This window comes from Methylobacter svalbardensis, assembly GCF_037671525.1.
Classification (GTDB): domain Bacteria; phylum Pseudomonadota; class Gammaproteobacteria; order Methylococcales; family Methylomonadaceae; genus Methylobacter_A; species Methylobacter_A svalbardensis.
In genome coordinates, this window is sequence record NZ_JAWPOH010000025.1 from 1 (window position 1) to 24,791 (window position 24,791).

23 protein-coding genes and 1 pseudogene are annotated in these 24,791 nt (G+C 48.6%); 6 read left to right on the forward strand and 18 right to left on the reverse strand.

Annotated elements, in window-relative coordinates; genetic code table 11:
- Positions 1–575: 575 nt before the first annotated feature.
- From RW114_RS11110 to coaBC, 3 genes are read right to left on the reverse strand one after another with little or no spacing between them, the layout of a single operon-like run.
- On the reverse strand, positions 576–1,721 hold the full coding sequence (locus RW114_RS11110) for a hypothetical protein (protein ID WP_340122820.1): 1,146 nt from the start codon (positions 1,719–1,721) through the stop codon (positions 576–578).
- Positions 1,722–1,751: 30 nt separating this feature from the next.
- Positions 1,752–2,207 (reverse strand): dUTP diphosphatase, encoded by a 456-nt coding sequence (dut, locus tag RW114_RS11115; RefSeq protein WP_340122821.1) that lies wholly within the window; start codon positions 2,205–2,207, stop codon positions 1,752–1,754.
- Complete coding sequence (coaBC, locus tag RW114_RS11120) at positions 2,204–3,379, reverse strand: bifunctional phosphopantothenoylcysteine decarboxylase/phosphopantothenate--cysteine ligase CoaBC (RefSeq protein ID WP_422614806.1); 1,176 nt, start codon at positions 3,377–3,379, stop codon at positions 2,204–2,206. Before coaBC ends, dut begins: the two co-directional genes overlap by 4 nt.
- Before the next feature lie 110 nt (positions 3,380–3,489).
- Here coaBC and radC point away from each other — a divergent pair, with 110 nt between their 5' ends.
- Positions 3,490–4,164, forward strand: coding sequence for a RadC family protein (radC, locus tag RW114_RS11125; RefSeq protein ID WP_340122823.1), 675 nt, complete (start codon positions 3,490–3,492; stop codon positions 4,162–4,164).
- 273 nt (positions 4,165–4,437) lie between these two features.
- Here radC and amrA read toward each other — a convergent pair whose 3' ends face one another.
- The gene (gene amrA / locus RW114_RS11130; protein ID WP_340122824.1) at positions 4,438–5,067 is read right to left on the reverse strand and encodes an AmmeMemoRadiSam system protein A; all 630 of its coding nucleotides are present in this window, start codon (positions 5,065–5,067) and stop codon (positions 4,438–4,440) included.
- On the reverse strand, positions 5,054–5,833 hold the full coding sequence (amrB, locus tag RW114_RS11135; RefSeq protein WP_340122825.1) for an AmmeMemoRadiSam system protein B: 780 nt from the start codon (positions 5,831–5,833) through the stop codon (positions 5,054–5,056). The genes amrA and amrB overlap by 14 nt, the downstream gene beginning before the upstream one ends.
- Positions 5,834–6,210: 377 nt before the next feature.
- Between amrB and amrS the strand changes: the two genes are divergently transcribed.
- The 3 genes from amrS (at position 6,211) to RW114_RS11150 (ending at position 9,805) form a co-directional block, all read left to right on the forward strand.
- Positions 6,211–7,296 carry an AmmeMemoRadiSam system radical SAM enzyme gene (gene amrS, locus RW114_RS11140; protein WP_340122826.1) on the forward strand — a complete coding sequence of 362 codons (1,086 nt, stop codon included), beginning with the start codon at positions 6,211–6,213 and terminating at the stop codon, positions 7,294–7,296.
- Between the two features lie 889 nt (positions 7,297–8,185).
- Positions 8,186–8,944 (forward strand): MotA/TolQ/ExbB proton channel family protein, encoded by a 759-nt coding sequence (locus RW114_RS11145; protein ID WP_340122827.1) that lies wholly within the window; start codon positions 8,186–8,188, stop codon positions 8,942–8,944.
- Between the two features lie 6 nt (positions 8,945–8,950).
- Positions 8,951–9,805: a MotB family protein gene (locus RW114_RS11150; RefSeq protein ID WP_340122828.1), complete on the forward strand. Its 855-nt coding sequence runs from the start codon at positions 8,951–8,953 to the stop codon at positions 9,803–9,805.
- 132 nt (positions 9,806–9,937) lie between these two features.
- Here the strand turns inward: RW114_RS11150 and recD are convergent, their stop codons facing one another.
- The 3 genes from recD to RW114_RS11165 form a co-directional block, all read right to left on the reverse strand.
- On the reverse strand, positions 9,938–11,626 hold the full coding sequence (recD, locus tag RW114_RS11155; protein ID WP_340122829.1) for an exodeoxyribonuclease V subunit alpha: 1,689 nt from the start codon (positions 11,624–11,626) through the stop codon (positions 9,938–9,940).
- Entirely contained in the window at positions 11,623–15,204 is a 3,582-nt protein-coding gene (gene recB, locus RW114_RS11160; RefSeq protein WP_340122830.1) for an exodeoxyribonuclease V subunit beta, read from the reverse strand. Before recB ends, recD begins: the two co-directional genes overlap by 4 nt.
- Positions 15,205–15,888: 684 nt before the next feature.
- Positions 15,889–16,365 carry a tetratricopeptide repeat protein gene (locus tag RW114_RS11165; RefSeq protein WP_340122831.1) on the reverse strand — a complete coding sequence of 159 codons (477 nt, stop codon included), beginning with the start codon at positions 16,363–16,365 and terminating at the stop codon, positions 15,889–15,891.
- A 425-nt stretch (positions 16,366–16,790) separates the two neighbouring features.
- On the opposite strand from RW114_RS11165, the gene RW114_RS11170 reads away from it, so the two are divergent.
- Positions 16,791–17,246, forward strand: a complete 456-nt coding sequence (locus tag RW114_RS11170) for a pilin (protein WP_422614807.1) — start codon at positions 16,791–16,793, stop codon at positions 17,244–17,246.
- A gap of 284 nt (positions 17,247–17,530) precedes the next feature.
- Here the strand turns inward: RW114_RS11170 and RW114_RS11175 are convergent, their stop codons facing one another.
- The gene (locus tag RW114_RS11175; RefSeq protein WP_340122833.1) at positions 17,531–17,866 is read right to left on the reverse strand and encodes a type II toxin-antitoxin system HicB family antitoxin; all 336 of its coding nucleotides are present in this window, start codon (positions 17,864–17,866) and stop codon (positions 17,531–17,533) included.
- Positions 17,863–18,069 (reverse strand): type II toxin-antitoxin system HicA family toxin, encoded by a 207-nt coding sequence (locus tag RW114_RS11180; RefSeq protein WP_340122834.1) that lies wholly within the window; start codon positions 18,067–18,069, stop codon positions 17,863–17,865. Before RW114_RS11180 ends, RW114_RS11175 begins: the two co-directional genes overlap by 4 nt.
- Before the next feature lie 285 nt (positions 18,070–18,354).
- On the opposite strand from RW114_RS11180, the gene RW114_RS11185 reads away from it, so the two are divergent.
- Positions 18,355–18,627, forward strand: a complete 273-nt coding sequence (locus tag RW114_RS11185) for a hypothetical protein (protein ID WP_340122835.1) — start codon at positions 18,355–18,357, stop codon at positions 18,625–18,627.
- Between the two features lie 412 nt (positions 18,628–19,039).
- Here the strand turns inward: RW114_RS11185 and RW114_RS11190 are convergent, their stop codons facing one another.
- The 8 genes and pseudogenes from RW114_RS11190 to RW114_RS11225 all read right to left on the reverse strand — a co-directional run bounded on the left by RW114_RS11190 (position 19,040) and on the right by RW114_RS11225 (position 24,784).
- Positions 19,040–19,309 carry a type II toxin-antitoxin system RelE/ParE family toxin gene (locus tag RW114_RS11190; RefSeq protein WP_340122836.1) on the reverse strand — a complete coding sequence of 90 codons (270 nt, stop codon included), beginning with the start codon at positions 19,307–19,309 and terminating at the stop codon, positions 19,040–19,042.
- Positions 19,299–19,577 (reverse strand): type II toxin-antitoxin system Phd/YefM family antitoxin, encoded by a 279-nt coding sequence (locus tag RW114_RS11195; protein WP_340122837.1) that lies wholly within the window; start codon positions 19,575–19,577, stop codon positions 19,299–19,301. Before RW114_RS11195 ends, RW114_RS11190 begins: the two co-directional genes overlap by 11 nt.
- Positions 19,578–19,715: 138 nt before the next feature.
- Positions 19,716–22,463: a pyruvate, phosphate dikinase gene (gene ppdK, locus RW114_RS11200; RefSeq protein WP_340122838.1), complete on the reverse strand. Its 2,748-nt coding sequence runs from the start codon at positions 22,461–22,463 to the stop codon at positions 19,716–19,718.
- A 222-nt stretch (positions 22,464–22,685) separates the two neighbouring features.
- Positions 22,686–22,937: a hypothetical protein gene (locus RW114_RS11205; RefSeq protein WP_340122839.1), complete on the reverse strand. Its 252-nt coding sequence runs from the start codon at positions 22,935–22,937 to the stop codon at positions 22,686–22,688.
- Positions 22,938–23,251: 314 nt separating this feature from the next.
- Positions 23,252–23,425: pseudogene (locus RW114_RS11210) on the reverse strand (ferritin-like domain-containing protein); the annotation flags it as partial.
- A 181-nt stretch (positions 23,426–23,606) separates the two neighbouring features.
- Positions 23,607–23,819 (reverse strand): (2Fe-2S)-binding protein, encoded by a 213-nt coding sequence (locus RW114_RS11215; protein ID WP_340122840.1) that lies wholly within the window; start codon positions 23,817–23,819, stop codon positions 23,607–23,609.
- 9 nt (positions 23,820–23,828) lie between these two features.
- Positions 23,829–24,089, reverse strand: a complete 261-nt coding sequence (locus tag RW114_RS11220) for an RnfH family protein (RefSeq protein ID WP_340122841.1) — start codon at positions 24,087–24,089, stop codon at positions 23,829–23,831.
- Positions 24,086–24,784 (reverse strand): electron transport complex subunit E, encoded by a 699-nt coding sequence (locus RW114_RS11225; protein WP_340122842.1) that lies wholly within the window; start codon positions 24,782–24,784, stop codon positions 24,086–24,088. The genes RW114_RS11220 and RW114_RS11225 overlap by 4 nt, the downstream gene beginning before the upstream one ends.
- Positions 24,785–24,791 lie beyond the last annotated feature (7 nt).

The window sequence follows — 24,791 nt, forward strand, 5'->3', positions numbered from 1 at the left end:
GGTCAGTAACATCCCCGTTAAACAAAATCCTAGCCAAGTCTTTTGTAGGTGCGTCAGCCTGGCATTGGACTTTAGCTTTCCCAGGGCTGCATCTAAATCAGTGACAAACGATTTTATAAAGTGTGCCGGCTCGTACATCAACATGGTGTTGAAATACGTGGCAGTTTACACTGATTAGCTTACCCGTTTTCCGGCTGTATTTCTAAGCTTAAAAACTTGAACATCGAGTTATAGAGTCGCTCTGGCGATACCTTTAGTCAGCCTCTTGCCGACGATGTCCCTGATATCGTAAGTCCAAAAAACAATGCATGCGCTGCGAGACAGGAGTCGAGTAGTCCCCAGAAGCGATAGTGCATGTGTTTTCACGAAGCGTCTTTTTGCGTAGTGAAAATACAGGCTTTCCGACATCGCGTCGAGTCATTGGAGAGCATGTGAGCTACCCCTTGTTGGGTAGCGATCGAGTGACCAGGACGGCTGGGGCAACCGCAGGCATCAGCGGTCGCGTGATTTTTGCCGCTTGTTGGGCAGGGATGCCCATAAAAGCTGTCGCAAAAATAGCGACTCCCCGCTCTTAGCTATTTTTTGTTTACCGACTGAGACATGTCAAAGGAGTCAGGTACGGTATGGTCAACTATTTCCAGCTTGGCTGGCTGGATTTTTTCCGTAACAGCTTTATTAAAATTAACGCCCTTGGTTCGAGCTCCTGCAGTCACCAGATCCTCAGACTCATCGAAAAAACGGCTCATTTCTAAATCAATAGCATTATTGCCACTGATCACATCGATGTCCTGATTATCCATAACCCGTTTAAACTGAACCAGAGTTGAAACAACCGCATTCATTTCAGTCAGCTTAACGGGGTAAGTGCCCTGTAACCTATTCTTCATCATATCTTTATAGGCTTTCAGCACACTGCCCAGATCTTGTGTCAGCAGTGCTGAAAGCTTCCGGTACCCCATAAAAAAAGCCAGCAGCGCCAGTAAGGCAGAAACAGCGATCATCCCGACGATGAAAGCCAGTCCAGTGGAGCTTGCACTGTCGGCAACCTGGTAATGCAGTTCCCAGCCGGTGTTAGCTACCTTTATTTTTTGCGCGTCATCGCTCAATGCTGCACTGGCCGGTTCACCGGCTGCACCTAATACCAGTTCGGCCTGTCTTAATTCAAGATGTCCACCTTTTAGTTCCGCTGCCTGTACGGTTTTACTAATAAAGTCATAGTTCAAACTGGCCAGAATGACGCCAACCACCTGATCATTGTGCATAATCCTGCGTGTTATCGCCAGATGCCTGTCAGGCCCGTTATCGCCTTGTATTGCCGGCAATTGATTTTTGGTCAATGTTTCCCGTACCATATCCAGATCGGCATAACCCATTTTAGGGATGCTTATATCATCAAGCTCACTGACGCCCGGCAATAACAGCCGCACTTTCAGGGCATTGGGCAAATGCTTTTCAAGTGTTGCGGCCACTGTGGTTAATTCGGTTGTGTCTGCACGAATAACCGCAGCCGACACGACCGGATCCAGCGCCATTTTTTCAAGCGTATTGGTCAGCAAATTGACCTGTGCGCTAATGCCTACTGCGACACTTTTTGCAACGGCCGCCGCTGAGTCCCGCTTTGCTTGGGCGATTTGGGCCGCACTGATCCAGTAAACGCCCACACCGGCAGTCAGAACCATTAACACAGCAAACGCTGACAATAAAGAAAATAGTCGTACCATGTTTATGCCTCTATCCGAAAGAAAAACAGCTTAATGACGACCGGTATGACCAAAGCCGCCGGAGCCGCGCAAACTTTGATCAAACTCGGCGACTTGTTCGAATTCCACCTGCACCACCGGCACAAAAATCATTTGTGCGATGCGCTCGCCAATATTAATGGTAAAAGCGGTGTCGCCCCGGTTCCAGCAGGAAACAAAAACCTGTCCCTGATAGTCCGAATCAATCAGTCCCACGAGATTGCCCAAAACAATGCCGTGTTTGTGCCCCAGGCCGGATCTGGGCAATAAAACGGCCGCTAATTGGTGATCGTCAATATGGATGGCCAGACCGGTTGGAATTAACAGCGTTTCACCCGGCTTTAACTCGACCGCCTCATCCAGGCAGGCGCGTAAATCCAAGCCCGCCGAACCCGCTGTCGCATATTCCGGCAACGGGATATCTTTGCCTAAACGGCCATCCAGAATTTTAAGCTGTATTTTTTTCATGTTTTGTTAAGTTCCATTCTCTCTGAAATCAAGCTGATTAATTGCTCGGCCAATTGGTTTTTATCGGTCATCGTCAGGTTTTTTTGGCCTTGTTTCCAGAAAACCTGCAATGCATTTTGTTCGCTATCGAAGCCGCCTATATCGCGTCCTACCCAGTTTGCTGCAATCATATCCAGCTTTTTTCTCGCCAATTTATCTTGCGCATAGTGTTCAAGATCATGGGTTTCAGCGGCAAATCCGACCGTGAACGGACGGGGAGTCAGTTGAGCCACTTCCGCCAAAATATCTCGGGTCTTTTGTAACGTTAGCGTGATTTGTTCGCTTTGTTTTTTTATTTTCTGTTGTTCCAACATGACCGGGCTGTAATCGGCAACCGCTGCGGCCCCTATGTAAATATCATGTTCTGCGGCTTTGGACATAACCGCCGTATACATTTGCGCCGCAGTTTCTACGCTTATAAGCTCCGCATTATCAGGCGCTGTCAGTGCCACCGGGCCGCTGACCAGCGTTACTTTTGCCCCGGCTTTTAAGGCCGCATTGGCCAGCGCATAACCCATTTTCCCGGAACTGCGATTGGTGAGGTAACGAACCGGATCTAAAGGTTCACGGGTAGGCCCGGCACTGATTAAAATCTTAAGCCCGCTTAAACACTGAATGCCGGGTTCAGCCAGTAAACATCGGCAAATTTCCGCAGGTTCGGACATCCTGCCGAAGCCGGTTTCACCGCAAGCCTGCTCGCCTGGTTCGGGGCCGATCACCGTAACGCCGTGGCTTTTGAGTTTGTGAATATTTTCCTGGGTGACTGTTTTATGCCACATAGCCTGGTTCATGGCCGGGGCAACGTAAACCGGACAGGTCGCCGCCAGATACAGTGTTGATAATAAATCGTCAGCCAAACCATGGCTGCATTTTGCCAGTGTATTGGCCGTTGCCGGAGCGATAACCAACGCATCGGCCCAGCGCGCCAGACTGATATGCCCCATCGCATGCTCTGCATCCGCATCAAGCAATTCGCTATGCACAGGATTTCCGGACAACGCCTGAAAAGTCAGCGGACTCACAAACTGCATGGCTGAGCGGGTCATCACCACGCGCACCTCTGCCCCTTGCTTGCGTAACAACCTGACCAGCTCAGCCGACTTATACGCAGCAATGCCGCCGCTGACAGCCAATAAAATATGCTTGTTAATAGTAAGGTCCTGAAACGTGAACAAAGCTGGTATTATGGCAAGTCTACAGAAATTCTTCCATGCTTAAATCGCAACCCTATAAGGTGAGACTGATGTCCATTAAGGATTGGTCGGCAGAAGATCGGCCCAGAGAAAAACTACTGCGACGTGGCTCGGCCGCCTTAACCGATGCAGAACTGCTGGCTATTTTTCTGCGCACCGGATCCCCCGGCAAATCGGCAGTTGACTTGGCGCGTGAGCTACTGGCCGATTTCGGCTCACTGAGCGCCCTATTAGGTGCCGAACAGCAACGTTTTTGTGAGGCCAAAGGCCTGGGCGATGCCACTTATGCCCAGCTCCAGGCCGTATTGGAAATGGCCAGACGGCATTTTAAAGAAGCGCTGCAACGCGGCGATGCGCTAACCAGTCCGGAACTTACCCGATCTTATCTTAGCGCTCAACTGCGCGGTTACAGCTACGAAGTATTTGCCTGTTTATTTCTTGATAATCAACACCGGGTCATACAACTGGATGAATTATTCAGAGGCACCATAGATGGCGCCAGCGTTTATCCCAGGGAAGTCGCCAAGCAGGCGTTGCGCCATAATGCGGCGGCGGTGATCTTTGCCCATAACCACCCGTCCGGTATTTCCGAACCCAGCCAAGCCGATAAACAGATAACGGAGAAACTTAAGCAGGCATTAGCCTTGTTCGACATCCGGGTGCTGGATCATTTTATTATCGGTGACGGGCAACCCTATTCGTTTGCGGAGCATGGCTTGCTGTGATGGGGAGTTGATTTCAGGGAATGTCATTTGTTTTTTACCATGAAGAGCACGAAGGACTTGAAGAATTTACTGTATTGACTTCCTGCATTTTCTATAGCGATGATTTTATAAAACAAAATTTTTTAGTCCTTGCTTTCATAGCCTTACAGTAAAATGGATTAGAAATCCTTGTTTGACAAATCCCCCAAGTCTCTTTTCTTCATTATCTTCATGTCCTTCATGTCCTTCATGGTCATAAAAACAAGTTATATTTACCGGTGCTGATTATTACTCTCAGCCTATTATTTCGGCCTGGTAGCGGTAAATGCGGATATTTTTTGACCAGTAGTCGGCCGGTAATCCGGCTTTTTGTTTTAAATGCCGCAGGAATTGTTCAGGCTCCGGCAATTGCTCCCATACCGAAGGCAGAAAGGTTCCGCGTCGGCGACCTCTTTCCAATGTTAAACCGTCTATTCTCGGTGGTAGCTGTTCGCGCTTGTTCGCAACGTCGTAGATTTCCGGCTCTTCCAATATTAAGCCGTCTATGCCGGGTCGCAATTGGGCTAGCAAGTCCTGTTCGGAACCAAACGTTACCGGTTCAGCAGGCGTGAGTATCGATAAATGGATGTCCAAATTATCCAGTTCCTCAGCTGTCAGCGGCGGAAAGCGCGGATCCTTAAAGGCGGCGGAATAGGCATTTTCGGCAATATCTTCAGCCAGCGGCCTGACCGCTTCCAGCATGCCGATACAGCCGCGCAGTTGATGGTTTATTTCCAAGGTCACAAAGGTGGCGCGCGGCTCTGTTAATTCTCTAGGATAGTCCGTCAAGTCGATTTTTATCGGTCGACCTGTTTGTAAACCCTGCCGAATGGAGTTTTTCGCCAAATCCAGCAGCCGCTGGCGATTGTCCTTATTCAATGACATAAGCGCCGTAGCCCACCACGCTGGCTTTATCGCCCGCGGTATCGCCGGAATTACGCAGGTCGATGGTTTTAACCGACAGCGATTTTTCCCGCGCCAGTTTTAGCAGTCCACTGACCGGCACTTTACCGCAGGCGGATTCGGAGGCGAGATGCTCATATTGCAACTTTTCTATGAGTCGACTGGTGGCTTTATCCATCTGCTGAGCGCGTGCATAATCATGATAATGACTCAGGTCGGAACTGATCACAATCAGCGTTTCATCGCCGCCCCACAGCGCATCAAGCACTTGACTGACTTGTCCCGGCGATGCGTCACCGGCAACAATGGGCACGATGTCAAAGTTATCCAGCACTTCCTGTAAAAAAGGCAGATGCACTTCCAGGCTGTGTTCAAAGGTGTGCGCCTGCTCGAGATATTCAACAAAAGGCAGTTGGACTATGGTTTTCACTGCCTCCTGATCTACCGGGACGTTACCCAAAGGCGTGGTAAAGGTTTCCGCCCTGCTGACCGCCAAGCCTCTAAAAGCGACGCGATGAGAGGGCCCGATCAGCACCACGCGGGTTATTCGGTCATGGGCTTTTATTAACCGGGCATAGGCGCTTGCGGCAATCGAACCGGAATATATATAGCCGGCGTGAGGCACGATGATGGCTTTTGGAACCTTTTCACCGCTTGCGGCATTGTTTAAATACTGATCCACCATCAGATGGAGCTGTTCTGGATTTGCAGGATAAAAAGAACCTGCTACGGCGGGCTGTCTATTCATTAGCTTGTCCTGTTAGTTAATCCGGACAACGGCATTAAGGGTAGCCATTGCCGGAAAGTTCTGGTGGCAGTTCCGGTGTTTCAGACCGCAAAATAGTAACACTTAAGTGTTTTTGACTGATTAACAAACTACTCAATCGCGAAAACGCTTTGCAGCGTAAACCTTCACCCTATATGGCACAGGATAATAGATTCAAAGCCGCCTGACAGCTATACGTAGCATTACTTAAACCGACGAAAATCATTTATTTTATCCCGTTGATCAGTCATGCTGGACGATTAAATTTTTATAAACCAATACCCACAGCTCGCCCCCTGAATCAAAATAGTTGCCGCATCAGTAGAGCGGCGTTTATCAACGAAACCAGGAGAATAATGATGACTGAATTTGTTAGCAAAGACACCGTAAAAACCCGTTACTGGCATACCCTGGACGATGGTCGCGTGCAATGCGACCTTTGCCCCCGGTTTTGCAAACTGCATAAAGACCAGCGCGGCCTGTGCTTTGTCAGACAGAATCTGGACGACCAGATTGTGATGACCAGTTACGGCCGCTCCAGCGGTTTTGCGATTGATCCTATTGAAAAGAAACCGCTGAACCATTTTTTACCCGGCACTTCGGTGTTCTCTTTCGGTACCGCCGGTTGCAATCTGGCCTGCAATTTTTGTCAGAATTGGGACATCAGTAAATCGCGGGAAATGGATACCCTGATGAGCAAGGCATCGCCCGATGCGATAGCCCAGTCGGCATTTGATCACGGCTGCGACAGCGTCGCTTATACCTATAACGACCCGGTGGTTTTCCATGAATATGCGATTGATACCGCGCAGGCCTGTCGCAGCCTGGGTATAAAATCAGTTTCAGTATCCGCAGGTTACGTCTGCGCTGAACCCAGGGCCGAATTTTACCAATGGATGGATGCGGCGAATATCGATTTAAAAGCCTTTACCGAGCATTTTTATTACAAGATTGTCGGCGGACATCTGCAGCCGGTCTTAGAAACGCTGAAATATATCAAGCATGAAACCTCGGTCTGGCTGGAACTGACGACGTTGATTATTCCTGACGAGAACGATTCTGAAGCGGAACTGGAAGCCATGACCCAATGGGTCGTAGAGAATCTGGGCCCGGATGTGCCGATGCATTTTTCCGCATTTCATCCGGACTGGAAGATGCGCGACAAGCCGCCTACGCCGCTATCATCGTTATTGCTGGCGCGAAACATCGCGATCAAAAACGGCGTGCGTTATGCCTATGTGGGCAACGTGCATGACAAGTCCGCAGACAGCACCTATTGCCACAAGTGCAAAAAACTGCTGATAGGCCGCGACTGGTACGAATTGTCCGAATGGAATCTGGATGCATCCGGAAATTGCCGCTTTTGCGGCGAGCGCTGCGCCGGGGTGTTCAAGCCAAAGCCGGGTAACTGGGGGGCAAAGCGGCAAGCGGTGGTTATGGGGTGAATAAGGTTAGAGCTCTATCCTAAAGCGGCGATGGATCCACAAAAAACACGCAATAAATCGGTATATTGCACAGCCGCTCACCGGGTGCTGATGCGTAACAATGTCTATTATTGATCCCTTATCCACTTTATAACTTGTTTTTTTACCATGAAGGACATGAAGATAATGAAGGAAAGAGCATTTGTCGAATAAGGATTTCTAATTCACTTGAATTCATATAATAAATGCAGGAAGTCAATACGGTAAATTCTTCAAGCCCTTCATACTCTTCATGGTAAAAATAAATGACATTCCCTGAAATCAACACCCCGCCCGCCCTTTGGGTAACGACCTACAGTTTGCCACCCAAACCGAACGGGGCAACATGCCCCGTTCGAAATGTTTTGAGTCGATTAAGTGTCCGCTTTGCTTGAGTCTCGCAGATACCTTAGGGGGCAAACCTCGCTCAATTCATACTTCCTCAGGCGTCAGCCTGTAAAGCAGCTAAACCAACGATCTAGCGCTTTTATGACTTCAGCGTAACCCGGCTTATCCCTGCTTCCTATGTCGGGTTACGGCGCGTTAAAGCCGGCCTTATACACCTGAAAGACGAATCCTTCTGCCTCCTAAGCCTGAAATCGGATAGGTTTGGGTCATAATGAGCATTGCTGAATCTTGATATGCGATGAGTACAATTAAACTATTTACAGTATAATTTATCAGTTTTTGGTGACTGAATTTCTGCACAAGACTTTGTTGCCTGAACTTGTTTTTTATCTCTATTGTTTTTGATGGGTTTAATATATGTCTATTGATAGTTTTATTCTCGTCAAGGAGAAGCCGTATCAGCAAAGATTTTTTAAAAAAACAATGTTGACTTTATGCATTCAGTAACCTACGGAAACCGATAATGGATATCGCTTCTCTAGTCGGTTTCGTGCTGGGCGTAGGCATCATTTTTGCCGCCATTACCACAAGTGGCGACATCATGTTATTTGTCGATATGCCTTCTATCATGATTGTTTTTGGTGGTACCTTCGGCGTATCGCTAATGCGTATTCCGCTGAATGAATTTTCCCGTTCATTTGCCGTGGTGGGAAAAGCTTTTTTCAACAAAAGAGAAGATCCCCAACTCCTGATTGCAGCTGCAATGCACCTTTCCGTGGTGGCGAGAAAAACCGGCTTGCTGGCACTGGACAATGAAGAAATTTCCAATCCCTTTTTAAAAAAGGGCATCAGCCTGTGTGTCGACGGGCATGACCCTGCCTTAGTCAGGAAAATGCTGATCAAAGAAATAGACCAAATGATTTCCCGCAATGAAGCCGGCCAATATTTATGGCAAGGCGTTGCTGATCTGGCGCCAGCGATGGGCATGATCGGAACCTTGGTGGGTCTGGTGCAGATGCTGTCCAATATGTCTGACCCGGCCAGTATCGGCCCCGCCATGGCGGTAGCGCTGTTAACGACGCTTTACGGTGCAATGGTAGCCAACTGTTTCGCCATACCCATTATCGATAAGCTGTCCTCGGTGCTGCTCTATGAGCAAACCAATATGGAGCTGATTGTTGAAATCATTAACGGCATTCAGGAAGGCATAAATCCAAAAATACTGGAAACATTATTAACCTCTTATATTTCCAATAAAAAACGCAAAAAAGACGGCGAGTGATGCAACATGCCTGATAAATGTCCCAAGTGTCCCCCACGTAAATCAGCGGCTTGGCTGGCAACGTTTGCAGATCTGTGCACTTTGCTGCTGTGTTTTTTTGTATTGATGCTGTCAACAGCAACCCAGGATGCGAAAAAATTCAAACAAGTAGCCGGTTCTATAAGGGAGGCGTTTGGTGTGCAAAACGAAATTACCCAACCTGACTCGCCGATGGGTACCAGCGTCATCGCCCAGGACTTTTCTCCGGCACAAACAGAACCCACCATAGCAAATGAAGTCAGGCAGACAACAGTCCAGCAATCGCCAACTCTCGGCGCTAATATCGAAGAAATGAAAAAACAACTCCTGGAAATCAAGCTCCGCGAAATTGCAGCTGAAGCCGAGAAGATTAAACAGTTGTTGAAAGAGGAAATCCAAAAAGGCCAGATCATGGTAGAAACCATTGACCTGACCATTGTCATACGAATTCAGGAAAAAGGCTCATTTGCTTCCGGCAGTACCGATCTTCAGCCCGGATTTTCCGCAGTCATGGATAAAATCACCGCCGCTGTCATCGAAGCGAAAGGTAAAATTCAGGTTTCCGGACATACTGACGATATTCCTATTGCCAATGTCAATTATCGTTCGAATTGGGATTTATCGGCATCACGAGCGGTCACGGTCGCTCAGCAGATGCTCGAAAACAAAGATGTCCATAAAGGACGGGTCGTTATACAAGGTTATGCGGACACGCAGCCCTTAGCACCCAATACGTCGGCAGAAAATCGGGAAAAAAACAGACGCGTCGAAGTCGTTATAGTCGGTGACGATCCTACGTTGGGCTTGACCCAAAAAAATATTAATGCGAATCAAATCAATTAACGGCTGGTGATGGCGCGGGTTATTACCTCATTCCCACGCGCTGCGTGGGAATGAGGTATCGGCGCTGCGCCGCGTAAAACTTTGGCAGGCACTTTCGGCTGTGACTGAGAAGGGGAGGTTACCATCCGCGTTCTATTGCGCAGTTGCCCTGAATTTATCAACCAATCCGGTAATTCTCTCGATTTTTTGCTGAACTGTCGCCATAAATACGGCCTTTTCGGCAACCAGTTTGAGCCTTGTCTTGGCTCGGGTAATTGCGGTATACAGCAGCTCTTTAGTTAACACGGGATTGATGGCTTCAGGCAGGGCAATCAGCACTTCCTCAAATTCAGAACCCTGGCTTTTGTGTATGGTCATCGCAAAAACGGTTTCGCAATGCGCCACACGGGCAGACAGGTATTTTTTGACACTGCCGTCGGCGCGCAGGAAAAATACCATCAGTTTCTCTGTAGAAGAATCGATGCCGACGGTTTTATCCGCCATGCAAATGCCAATATCGCCGTTATAAAGATGCAGTGCCGGGTTGTTTTGCGTGACCATGACCGGCCGACCCGGATACCATAAACCGGACAAATCAATCCGCTGTTGCTCGGCCAGTTTTTGTTCAACCCGATCATTGATGTCGGCAACGCTGTTTTTTCCCTGCCGGTTGGAACACAGCACCTGAAAGCGGCTGAACGCCTGAAAAATCCGCTCAAATTCGGCACCGGCTTTAATCAACTGCAAATAATCCGCCTGCTGTGCCGCGACGTAATCGATTAAATCTTCATCGAAACGTTGCACGGCACCGTCTCCACCCTCGGATAAAATTTGCCAGGCGAGTTCATCCCGCTGAAAATTGACCGCTTCGGCCAGCTCTTTTATGGCGCCGCCGAAACGGTGCGATTTCTTTAAGGTGTAGACATTGTTTTGCAGCGTCTCGGCCATCGCTAAATCGGCCAACACCGCGCCGGATTCCACCGAAGCCAGCTGATCCTTGTCGCCCAGCAAGATCAAGCGTGCGCCGGGTTTTAACGCGTCAAGCAGCTTGCTCATCAAGGCCAGATCGACCATCGATGCTTCGTCAACCACGACCAAGTCATAAACCAAGGGTTTATCTGCGTGATGCCGGAAATACGGGGAAGGCGGCATCGCACCCAGCAGGCGATGCAGGGTGGTTACCGTTTCCGGGATGCGATTTTTTATCGCCTCCGAACACGGCAGCTTCGCCTTGCTGAATCCGATCGATTCCTGAAGTCGCATGGCGGCCTTTCCGGTCGGTGCTGCCAACGCGATATGCAGCGGCTGTTCGGCCAATTCCTGCATCAGCGCCAGGATTTTAACGACGGTAAAGGTTTTTCCGGTTCCCGGCCCGCCGGTAATGATGCTGAACGACTGTTTGGCCGCCATTTTTGCCGCCTCGCGCTGATCGTCGGTTTCATCGCTCGCAGCAAAATAGCGATCCAGCAGGGCGTCGAGTTTTTCAATCGGGTGTTCGGTCTGGGTCATTGCCTTGATCTGCATCGCCAGCCGGTTTTCATAATTCCAGTAACGGTGCAGATACAGACGATCCTGTTCGATAACCAGAGGCAGTGTATTTTCCGGATCGTTGGTGACCTGCCCGGAAGCGAGCAGCAATGCTCGCGCATTGTCGTCTATTCGGATGCAACTGTGGCCCTGGTTCTGCTCGTAAGACGCCGTCATCACGATGGCCTCGAAAGCCTGTTTTTGCAGGGGGTCAAAATCGGTGCGCCGGCTAAGAAAACGGGCAAAAGCCACATCCAGACGGCTGAATGACGGCTGTTCGGTTTGCGCTGCTGCATCCAAGCCGTCATCCGTCACTTATCACCCCCAAACAACGCGGCCAACGCTTCAACCCGTTCCAAGTCGGGCCGGTCCTGATAAATACCGCTCATAGGCTGATCCGGCTGCATGCCGCGCACGAACAAATAACGCACGCCGCCAAAATGGGTGTCATAGTCGTAATCCGGCAAGCGCGTTTGCAGATAGCGATGCAGCACGACCGTGTAAATCCAGTATTGCAGGCCGTAATTATGTTCGCGCATCGCATGGCTTAAGCTGTCGGGGCTGTAATCTTGCAGGCCGTTGGTTTTATAATCCATCACATAATAACGCCTCGTTCCCGAACTTGGAAACGCGCAGATAAGATCGATAAACCCGGTCAGATAACCGCACATCTGCTTGGCGGTCAACGGCTGAAAGGCCGGGGTGTCGCGCAAAATACGGTTGATCTGGGCGGCATCCATCGTTTGCATCGATAAATAAAACGGCATTTCCTTTAGACACTGACTTTCCGCCAGATTCATCAGGCAAAAATCGGCATCGGTTGCGGACAGCGGCGTTGCGACCATTGTCTGCAACAGCTCATCCAGCATTTCCGGCCGTTCCAGTTTTAAGCCATAGCGCTGACAAGCCTTGTCCCGCTGCGCCGCAATATCCTTGCGCCGGGCCAAGTCGATGAACGCATGGTTTTCCAGCAGGTCATGCACGACATTACCGGTGTGCGCACCTCTGGGCAATTCAAGCGCTGCGCTGCCGGGCTCGGGCCTGGCAATCAGCGCTTGCTCTCCGGCCTTGTCTTCCGGCAGCTCCGGCGCATCATGCACACTTAATGCCGACAAGGCCGTATAGCTGCTCATTTGCCAGCTGGTATACAGCGATCTTTTGCGTTTTTTTGCCTGCATTGGGGGGTGTGCAGCCGTTTTTTGATAACTGCCGTTTAACTCGCCCGGCACGTCCAGCAACCGGTAAGCAAATGCCCGCCCGGCTTGATCCTGAAAGGCTTGCAGTCTTGCCTGCTGCTCGGAAAAATCGGCCTCGGCAACTGCTCCATGCGTTGCTCTACCTCCTGCATCCATGCAGTCGGCCGCAAAGTCAAGCAGCCAGGCCATCGACGAATCATTCGCCGTATCCTGAGAACGCACATCGCCCCAGGCAATATAACAGCGGTATTTGGCACGAGTAACCGCCACGTAAAACACCCGCAAATCCTCGGCCAGCTCTTCGTCTAACGCCATTTCGCGGTGCCGTTCGAAATCGGCTGATCCCAAATCGACTATCGTCCGGCCGTTTTCATGGCATCTAATCAACAACCGTTCGCTGTTTAAACGGTCACTGCGCTGCCAAAGATAAGGGCAAAATACGATGGAATATTCCAGTCCCTTGGAACGGTGCATGGTGACGATTTTGACCGCATCGTCGTCGCTTTCAAGACGCAACTGCTGGTCTTCCGCGCTGCTCGCCTTGGCAATCGCGCTGCGCAACCAGTCCAGGGTTTTATTGATGCCCAGATGTTCATCGACGGCCGCCTGTTGTACCAGCTCGATCAGATGATGCAGGTTGGTGAGCTGCCTTTCCGCCATCAATGTTTTCGATACACCGGCCCTGATTTTTTCCTGAGTCAGCAAATGCTGCATCATCGCCATCAAACCGGTTTGCTGCCAGTCCTGAAAATAGCCGAGAAAGCGCGACATCCAGGCGTCCAGCTCGATCTCGTTATTGATCAGCCGATACAGTGTTTGTCCATCCAGATCAAACCAGTCCAGCGTCAAGGCCTGCTTGAGTAGCCCGCTATCGCCGGGGTGAGCCACGGCCTGCAACAGGCCGTATAAATCGGCCGCTTCCTGCGAGGCAAAAACCGACTCGGTGCTGTTTAGCACCGAAGGCACGCCCGCCAGGCGCAATGCCGCCTGATAATCTCTGGCCTGGGTATTGGTTCTTACCAGGATCGCAATGTCTTTGGGCAGTAAGACCCGGTTCATAGCTTGCAGGGTGAAGTCGCCAGTCAGCAAATCGACGACTTCATTAACAACGGCGATCCTGATTTCTTCGGCCGCCTTGCCCGCCGTCCAGTAGCCTGATTTGCTGCCGCTTTCCGGTAACTGCCACAGCACCATCGGCGCAACGGCCTGTCCTTCCTGATGCAATTCGCCGTTATCTGCCGACAAGGCGGGCTTTACGTTGATAAACTCCAGACCCTCCAGCAAAAATGCCCGGTCTCGTTGAAACAAGGCATTCACCGCATCGACCAGCTGCGGATGCGAACGCCAGTTAAGCCCCAAGGTAAATTGATGCTCGGCCTGTTGTTGCGCATCCAGATACGAATAAATATCCGCGCCGCGAAATTTGTATATTGCCTGTTTGGGGTCGCCGATTAAATATAAATACTGGCTGGGGGCGGCAAATAGCGAGGAAAAAATAAACCACTGGCTGTCATCGGTATCCTGAAATTCATCGATCAGGGCGACTTCAAAACGCTGTTGCAATTCAGCCGTCAGCAGTACGCCTTTTTCGCTTTGCAAGGCCTCAGCCAGGCGACTAATCAGATCATCGAACGACAGCACATTAAGCTGCTGCAAGCGCTTATCCAGCTCCTCGCGCAAACTGTCCAGCAGGGTTTTGCGCAATACCAGGGCGCTGTGTGTAAACGCCAAAGCCAGTGCATCGAAAGCTGCGGTATCGATGGCTAATTCAGCCAGATATTCGGCTTTGCGCTGATCGCCGCTCTGGGTTTTATTGGTCCTGAATTTGTTGCCGTTCAGCGCATCGGTCAAACCGTTTTTAGTCAACAATACCAATGCCTCGGCGTCGGGAAGGTGTGTGGTCGTGCCATGCAGCCACGCACTTAGCGAGTCATAGTGAAATTCAAAAGCATCGGCATAACCGGTCTTGAATTTTTCGTCGGCGAAGCAATCGCGCAAAACCTTTGCGCACTTATCCAGCTGATCTTTTGCCAAACCCGCCAGCCGTTGTAATTCTTTTAATGCGACATCCAGGCTCTCGCAAAGCGGATAAACTTCGGTTCCCAAGCCGTTGCCGGGAAATGCGGCAACACTGGCAAGCAACGCATCCGGGGTTTTAAAGTCCGTCGTTAATACCTCGACTTCCCACGCCGAACGCCGGTAAATCTGCTTGCGCCAGAAATCATCCGCGCAGGCCTGCTTAATATCCGCCAGATCGCCGGTTAATTCGGCATCGAATAATTGCCCGCTTTCCAGCGCATGCTCCCTTAAGACTCGCTGACAGAAACCGTGGATGGTGAAAATTCCGGCCTGATCTATATCCAGCAACGCCATTTGAAGACGCTGCTTGACCAGCTCCGGTTCAATGTCCAGATTAGCCAGCCAGCCGATAATATTGCCGTCGATGTTTTCAGTATGCCCGTCCAAAGCCCGCCGGGCCTCAGCCAATCTGGAGCGCACACGGTCTTTAAGCTCCTCGGTTGCCGCCTTGGTAAAAGTGACCACCAGCAACTTTTCGATTGCGATTCCCTGCTCCACCACAAAACGCAGCACCAGCATCGCTATGGCGTAGGTTTTCCCCGTTCCGGCGCTGGCTTCAATCAGGTTTACGCCTTTTAATAACTCGGTTTGAACCGGATCAAAATTGATAGTTTTCATACATAAACGACACCAATAAGAGAGCATTGTCCAAGCCCAACGAAGTCATTGTCATTGATCTCAGTTGAATGCCAGGAACGTGGAAATCACAATATCCCGATTTAGGGTAGATGGTTATATCCCGCCAGTGTAAAGAAGTTGAACGTTGAAGTCGATCAGGCCTTGAAACGGATGGGAGACAATGGGTGCTGATGCCTAACAATGTCTATTGTTGATCCCTTATCCAGCTTATAACTTGTTTTTATTACCATGAAGGGCATGAAGATAATGAAGGAAAGAGAATTGGGCGAATAAGGATTTCCAATTTACTTTACTGTAAAGCTATTAACAATCAAGCTGGACGGGGTTTGCAACCCCGTCCGTAACGTTTGGTGTTTTCCGTAGCCCGTTGAAACGTTTCGGACGGGGCAACATGCCCCGTCCAGCGGCCAAATTCTTCATGCCCTTCATGCTCTTCATGGTAAAAAACAAATGACATTCCCTGAAATCAACACCCCCCTTCTTCGTCTTGAATAGCCCATAAAGCCCAATCCGGCACCGCCAAAATTAGAAATCTTTTTTCTGGTTCCCATGCTCCAGCGTGGGAACCCATAGCGGCTTTGTGCGTTGTGATGCTTCCGTATGCATTCCCACGCGGGAGCGTGGGAACGAGGAAATCCTGTAGCCGAGTAGGGCTCCCAAATATTAAGCACAATCCTCATCAGGAAGTAAACGTATCGATTGCATCTGCGCCAGCGCAATCGGATGGCCTAAAGAAGCGGCCCTGGCAACCCACATCATCGCCAGATTGTCGTCTTTGGCGACACCCTTACCTTTTAAATAACAATTTCCCAGCAGCTGCATCGCATCGGCAAAGTTCTGCTTTGCCGCCAGTTCCAGCCAATAAACAGCACTTTGCGGCTTATCGTAAGCTAAAAAAAGCACCGCTAAATCATTTTGGGCGCTGGCATCGCCGGTATCGGCACGTTGAATCAACTCAATAGCATCGGCTTCAAGAGCCATGCAAATATCGTTTTTGATCGAATCAAAGCAGATCATGGTTTTGTTTTTATCCTGATGATTGGAGGCGCACCGTAAAGTGCCATCGGCAAGGCGGCGCCTTAGGGTGCTCAAGCTCCATTCGGTTAAGGTGGCGGCTGTTTGCAGACTGATATTTGGCATGCTCTATCCTTTGGTTGATGCAGGTAATGCGTTTGACGCGGTTTTTTGCGGGTCATTTCTATTGTGACGCGGATTTTTACTGGTCATTGTTAGGATGACGCGGTTTTTTGCCGGTCATTTCTATCGTGACACGGTTTTTTGCTGGTCATTTCTACTTTGGCACAGTTTTTAGATCAGCATAATGTGGTTCATGGTGAGTCTCAATAAAATAATACCTTGAGTTGAATGTTATAACCGATTTTATCGCTAACAATCTCGGTTATATGTTATCTCAAAAAAGGCTAATGACTTGTTTTAAGGCCAGTTATCAATCCTGTTGAAAATAAAGCTCATGGTTACGCGCGACATGGCATGACCTGTGCTTTTATCTTATCGTTAGCGTTTATTTTTCATTTAAAGAGGATTTACTGATGAACACATTACCCATGCACAAAGCCCAACAAGGTTTTACCTTAATCGAATTAATGATCGTTGTGGCGATTATTGGTATTTTGGCGGCGATCGCGATTCCGGCTTATAGCGATTACACAACCAAAGCTAGATTTGCCGAGATTATCTCGGTTTCAGAAGGTTATCAAACAGCTGTTTCTGTATGTGGACAGGAGATTGACCCTACCTTTGCTGCATGTGACCTTAACACAAATGGTATTCCTGATGCTCCTGCTACGATGCCAGCGAACGTTGCGTCGGTAGCTGTGGCTGCGGGTGTTGTTACTGTCACTGCAATTGACACACTAGCTAGTGGAACAGATAGCGTACAGACTCCAGCGATTGATAATGGAGTTATGAGATGGACACAATCTGGAGGTTGTTTAACGTCAACGCCAGTGGTTTGCAAAGGAGCAGCAGCAGCAGCAGCAGCACCAGCACCAGCACCATGATCATAGCCATGTAGGGTAGACAACTTCCAAGCGGGACGGGGTTTGTAACCCCGTCCTTAACGTTTAGCCATGTAAGATGGGCAACGCTTTTCTGCCCACGCGATTAAGGGTAAGCTGTCAAATCGCACCCACACAAACCATCCAATCCGTCACCGGGTTGGGTGGTTTTTTTATGGGCGTCATTCCGGTTTTTGATGGGCAAAACCGCGCTGCCCACAGTTACCCTTTTTGCTATATTGAACACATCCGCCGGCTAACGCTGTAAGGCGGATTAGCATGGTTAGTTATTGATTGGTCGCTTGTTTTAACACCTCGGCCACCGATTGGTTCAGGCTTTTACCGGAAGCGATAGCGGCGCGAGAAACAGCGGCATGGTCATCCGGTGAAATACGCAACACAAACTTACCGGAATACGCTTTAAACGGCTCCACCCCGTCTTCTTTACAGGCATCCATAAACACTTGCAGGGAAATGCTCCCCTCGCGCCTTAAGCCCTCAGCATCGGCAGCATAGAAATCAGCTCCACCGTTAAGTCCTATAAATTCACCACGAAACAGATCAATATCTGAATCGTAAGTAATAACAGCCTTCACACCGTTAATAGTCATTTGATTAATCATGGTTTTACCCCGTTGTCATTAAGCCAATCGCGCAAGCTGGCGACTGCGCCCTTATCAGTCATAGGTGAGGGATGCGGACGATGGAAGACACGCCGCTCCCCGAACTGACGAATTAGCACCCTGGAACCCTCGCGCTCATCAATCTGTGCGCCTAGCTCCAGCAATAACGCTTCAACTTCAGACCAGCGCACATTAGCCGACATCGGACGGGAAAAAATCAGCTCAAGAGTTTTAAGGTGTTTTCGTTTTATAGATTAGTAGTATCGCTATTTAGTATCAATCGTAATGAATAAAAGAAATCAATTTGCAACGCTAATAGCCAAATCCACCCACACCTTACAGCGCTGTGGTAGCCATGTAAGCAGCGCTTTTCTGCCCACGCGATTAAGCGCATAAGCTGTCAAATTCCTCGTTCCCACGCTCCCGCGTGGGAATGCATACGGAAGCATCACAACGCACAAAGCCGCTATGGGTTCCCACGCTGGAGCATGGGAACCAGAAAAAACAAAACTTTTTCTAATTTTGGCGGTGCCGGATTGGGCTTTATGGGCTATTCAAATAACAGCCCGGCAATCCTGTTGGGGGCGTTTATCTGGTGGATAGCTTGCCAAACCATCTCGCATCTACTCATGTCTATTCAAGACGAAGAAGGGGATGTTGATTTCAGGGAATGTCATTTGTTTTTTACCATGAAGAGCATGAAAGGCATGAAGAATTTGCTGTATTTACTTCCTGCGTTTTCTATAGAGATGATTTTATAAAACAAAACTTTTTAGTCCTTGCTTTAATCAATACTTTCGCCAATTTAGTTTTGTTCAAAAAATATAATTTTTGTATTTATAAAAATCAATCAGTTACACTTTTAAGGTGGGTGAAAGCATTGTTAATAGCTTTACAGTAAAGTAAATTGGAAATCCTTATTCGACAAATTCTCTTTTCTTCATTATCTTCATGCCCTTCATGGTAATAAAAACAAGTTATAAGCTGGATAAGGGATCAACAATAGACATTGTTACGTATCAGCACCCAAGAAGGGGAATAAAATGACCATTGAGATTGCTGCACTTTTAGGAATGGGACTTGTTGTTTTATGGGGATTGGTTGCTTTGTTATTTGCAATCAAGACTGCCAAAAGTCATCATCACATTTGAAGATTAATGTTGGGTTACGCGACTAATAAACACCATGATCACCAATATCAATCAGTAATACCTTACCATCATTCATTAGTCTTAATGTAAGCAATACTCGATACTGTATATTAATAGAAATTGAATGGCAGTGCTTTGTCTTAATAGCATGTAACCTTAAAGATGGATGGGAAGGGTCTATTGATAATAACTTGAGTGCTTTAGCGTATTGATTAATTAGCTCTGGATGCTTTTTAAAAAATTTTATTTCTCGTTTAATATAAGAATCGGGCCGAATAATCTTAAGCGCCATGCTCAATCTCTTGTCTTAATTGTTCGGCAAAATCATCTATATCATCAATAACACGGTACTGACCACTGACAAGACATTCCTCTGCTTCATAAATCGCTTTTTCTAACTGATATTCTCTGTAGTGATTAAATTCCTCTATATCTAAAACAATATATTTAGTCTTTCCACGAACATCAATTAAAACTTGGTGTTCATCACTATCCGTCATAGCCCTTTCAATACTTGAAACACCACTACGCTTTAAGTCATTAGCAGTAATCACTAACATGTCTAGCACCTCATCAAAAAAAATCATTATAGCACTCAAATTAGCGCTATTAATAGCGCTAACAATAAAACAAAGAGGTGCAAAAAAAACCATGTGGGCAAAACCGCGCTGCCCACCATGGCTAACATGACGACAGCATCAACCAATTCTGTAGTCATCCTCCAGCAATTTCGCATGGGCCGCAGCCAGCCTGGCGATGGGTATGCGTGGCGCCGAACAGGAGACATAATCCAGTTTGATATGATGACAGAAGCGAATCGATTGCGGATGGCCGCCTTGTTCGCCGCAGATGCCTATTTTGATATCGGGCCGGGTATGGCGTCCTGAGTCAGCGGTCATTTTCATTAATTGGCCGACGCCTTTGGCATCGAGTACTTCAAACGGGTTGTCTTCAAGTAACCCGGTTTCATTGTAAAGCGGTAGAAATTTGTTTTCTGCATCTTCGCGTGAAAATGAGAAGGTCGCCTGGGTTAAGTCATTGGTACCGAACGAGAAAAATTCCGCCACTTGCGCTAATTCGTCGGCACGGGTACAGGCCCTGACAGTTTCCACCATGGTGCCGAATTTAAATTCCAGCGCAATACCGTACTGACTTTCGACTTCCTGTTGAATTTGATCGACGAAGGATTTTACTTTGATCAATTCCTGCAAGGTAATCACCTGAGGCACCATGATTTCAGGCAGAATCGGTGTCCCTTGTTTAGTACACAGCGCCACAGCCTCAAGAATGGATCGAATTTGCATCTGGTAAATTTCCGGATACGACATGCCAAGACGCACACCCCGGTGACCCAGCATCGGATTGACTTCATACAATTCCTTGACTTTCTTCAGCATCAATTCCTTTTTAGCAATCGCTTTATTGATGACGTCCTCATTCAGATGGTTGAACGGTGTCGGCAATAACGCCTGTAGACCCAAGGTGTCCAGGGTGACCTGCTGACCCTGAATCATCAGCTTATAGAGATTCAAGGCTTTGATTTCATCTTCAAGCTGGTGCTCACTGGGCAGGAATTCATGCATCGGCGGATCCAGCAGCCGGACGGTGACAGGATAAGGCGACATCGCCTCAAATAGCTGTTTAAAGTCATCACGCTGAATCGGAAATAACCGCTCCAACGCTTGCTGCCGGGCATCCTTGTTGTCAGCCAGAATCATATCGATCACTAAAGGCAGGCGGTCGGACGCATTAAACATGCGCTCGGTACGGCACAGACCAATACCGGTTGCGCCATAACTGAGCGCCATGCGTGCGCGTTCCGGCGTATCGACATTGGCATGAACTTTCAGTTCGGCAAATTCATCGGCCCAAGACAATAAGGTTTTTAATTCTTCGGAAAATGAAGGTTCAATCGTGGCGATTTCGCCTAAATAAATGAATCCGGTACTGCCGTCAATAGTAATGGTATCGCCTTCGCGAATATGCAGATCACCGATAATTGCCTGGTGGGCGCGCACATCGATTTGCAGGTCTTCGGCGCCGGCGATGCAGGCTTTGCCCATGCCTCGGGCAACCACGGCCGCATGCGAGGTTTTACCGCCGCGACTGGTCAAAATACCCTGGGCGGCAAAAAAGCCATGAATGTCTTCGGGTTTGGTTTCTTCTCTGAGTAAAATGACCCGCTCGCCGGCACGGCCCATTAATTCGGCGGTATCGGCATCAAACACACATTTACCGAAAGCGGCGCCCGGCGAAGCCGGCAAGCCTTGAGCGACAGGCTGGGCTTTATTTTCAGGATCAAGTTGCGGATGCAATAGCTGTTCCAGCAACTCGGGGTTGATGCGCAACAACGCCTGTTCCTTGCTGATCAGGCCTTCGGCCATCATCTCCACGGAAGTGCGCACCATCGCCGTCGCGTTCATTTTACCGTTACGGGTTTGCAGACAGAACAAGATGCCGCGTTCGATGGTGTATTCGTAATCCTGAACTTCCTTATAATGTGCTTCTAGTTTGTTACGCAAATCAACCAGTTGTTCATAGAGATCAGGCATTTCCTGAGCCAATTCTTGCACCGGTTTTGGCGTGCGAATGCCGGCTACAACATCTTCGCCTTGCGCATTAACCAGGTATTCGCCATACATTTCATTAACGCCGGTACCCGGATTGCGGGTAAAACCGACACCGGTTGCGCAATCGTTGCCCATATTGCCAAACACCATGGCGACCACATTAACGGCGGTGCCGTTGGCCATTTTCGGTGTGATATGGAATTCGCGCCGGTAATCGACTGCGCGTTTGCCCATCCATGAATTGAATACCGCTTTAATAGACAATTCCAGTTGTTCATAAATATCTTCAGGAAAAGGCTTGCCGGTTTCCTCCAGAACGACCTGGAGAAACAGCTCGCTGATTTGGCGCAGATGTTCGGCATCCAGACCCACATCGGATTTTATCCCTGCCTGTTTTTTGACCGCAGCGAAATGCAGATCAAATTTTTCATCATCAATGCCCAAGGCTACCTTGCCGAATAACTGAATAAAACGGCGGTAGGCATCATAGGCAAAGCGCGCATCGCCGGTCTGCTCGATCAGGCCGGTCAGGGTTTGGGCATTAAGCCCCAGATTCAGAATAGTATCCATCATGCCGGGCATTGAGATAGCAGAACCGGAGCGTACCGATACCAGCAATGGATTACGGCGGTCACCAAACTGTTTACCCGAGAGTGTTTCAATTTCGGCAATATGGGCTTTAACGTCTTCCAGCAAACCTTCGGGCAATTGATGGTTTTCGAGATAATCCAGACAAGCTTTGGTCGTGATCACAAACCCCGGCGGTACATTAAGCCCAATCTGGGTCATTTCGCACAGATTGGCTCCCTTGCCTCCCAGCAGGACTTTATTTTTTCCGTCGCCTTTTTGGAATGAATAGATATATTTTTCAGTCATGTTTTTTCCCAAAGTTGAGTAGATGAATAGAACAGAGCAATTGTAGTGTGATTTAATTAGGCTGTTTCGCGTAGTGTCACCATTTCCATTTCCCTGTCCGGCATTTAAAGACCTACCGACTTTTGCGCCGGCTGCGGACTGCAATTCAAAACGGGCCATAAATAGGAAACCAAAAGTTTTTTAACCCAGTGAAAAAACTATTTACCACGAAGGACATGAAGATCACGAAGAAAAATAATTATCTTCGTGTCCTTCATGCTCTTCGTGGTGAACAAAAAATGTTAAAAGACTTCCCAAATCCTGTAGTTGTTTCCACCGCAGCAATCGGGTGACCAGGAGATGTGCGTATTGATAGCGGATAAAACTGATCAGGTCTTTGCTGAAATGGCAGCCGTTAAGCCCGGCAGGGAGTTGTCCTGAGACATAGCTGCCATCCGATGTTTGGCATTGAGCCAGGGGATAACAGGTGCTCAAAGTTTAAGCGTCCAGACGGCTATTTTAATCTGATTTTTAAGGGGCTGCCTGCGACTAATCAGAAGCCTCCTTTAAAAAATAGATAACATATTAATTTAATACACCCATTTATAATTTTTATGAGTCAAACCATTTTTAGCTGCTCCCCCCAAAGCAGGACGGAGTATGTTACCCCCCGTTGTGTTTGTTATACATTGTTATACATTGTTATACATTGTTATACATTATTAGGTCAAGGTAGAGTAGAGGGCTGATTCTCATGAGCACTACCGGGTCATCAGAGGCGTCACCGGCCTCCGATTCCCACAGAACGTAGCGTGCCGGATTTCCCGCACTACGCTAATGGATTCGTGATATTCCTTTTCGTTAAATTTTTGAAAGCCCCGGTTTTTGTACATTCTGGTATGAAGAAAATACTGGTTGATCGCTGTCAGTTCATTTTCCAGTGCCTTATTGAGGGACTCGATAACTTTTGTGTCGCCTTTTATCCTAGAAAAATCATTTGATCCACGAAAAACACAAAAAGCACGAAAATATTCAAAGAGATACCAAGTTGTAAATCGTCACCCAAAGGGTGAATGACGGCGTAATACAACATACTGGTTTCTTTCGTGTCTTTCGTGCTTTTCGTGGACTAACTGCGGTTTTTAGGTTTATGGTGGTTTCCCTTTATATAATCGTTATGGGTTGATTTGTTGCCGCAGGTAATGGCTGAACGGGAACCATTGCTTGAGCAAGCAATGCGCTGACTTCTTTATTGCATTTACCGCAATCTTTGCCTATCCCGAAACAATGGCTTAGTTTTTTCCGCGTACACACACCATTTTCAATAGCCGTTAAAATCTGCGTATCGGTGACCGCTTTACAAACGCATATATACATGGCCGTTGCCTAGCGTCTTCGCCGCTGCACCGTCTGCGGATCGACGGTGATTTGACGGTAAATTTCCACCCTGTCGCCATCATTGACCGGGGTATCCAGCGCGGCAATTTTGCCGAATATGCCCACTTTTTGACTGGACAGGTTTATCTCGGGATAAAGTTTCAATACCCCGGATAGCTTAATAGCTTCTTCTATGGTGCTGTTATCCGGCACTTCCAGCCGCATCCATAGCTGTCTATCGACTTCTGCATAACAAACTCCGACGTTCATGATTCCTCCTCAGCGAGGGCTCTGCTTAGTACGGTTACCGGTACTTTTCTTTCGGCGATTTTTTGGTCTATCAGGCGTTTGCCGACTATCAAAAAAGCCAGCATGATGAATCCGCCGGGCGGCAGCGCCATCAATAAAAAACCCTTGTAGTTGGGGATCACGGTGACTTCCAGAAACCTGAACGATTCGCCCAGCAACACTGACGCATTGGCAAACAGCGTGCCCGACGCGCTGATTTCTCTTGCCGCACCGAGCGCGACCAGCACCAGGAGGAAACCCAAACCCATCATCAGGCCGTCCCACAGCGCATGTTTTACCGGCTGCTTGGAAGCAAAGGCTTCGGCACGGCCTAACAAGGCGCAATTGGTGACGATTAACGCGATGAACAAACCCAGCACTTTATAGAGCTCGTGCGCCCAGGCATTCATTAAAATATCGACCAAGGTCACCAGCGCGGCGATCAGCAATACAAAAATCGGGATACGGATTTCGCTGGGAATTAAATGCCGGGTCACTGAAATAAGGCCGTTGGACGCGATGATCACCACCAGCGTGGCAAGACCCATGCCCAAGCCGTTGGTGGCGGTTCCGGTCACGGCCAGTAACGGGCAAAGCGCCAGGTTTTGCCCGAACACGATATTGTTGTTCCAAATGCCGTCGGCGGCGATTTTGCGATAGGTTTCCGATAGAAACATGGGCGTA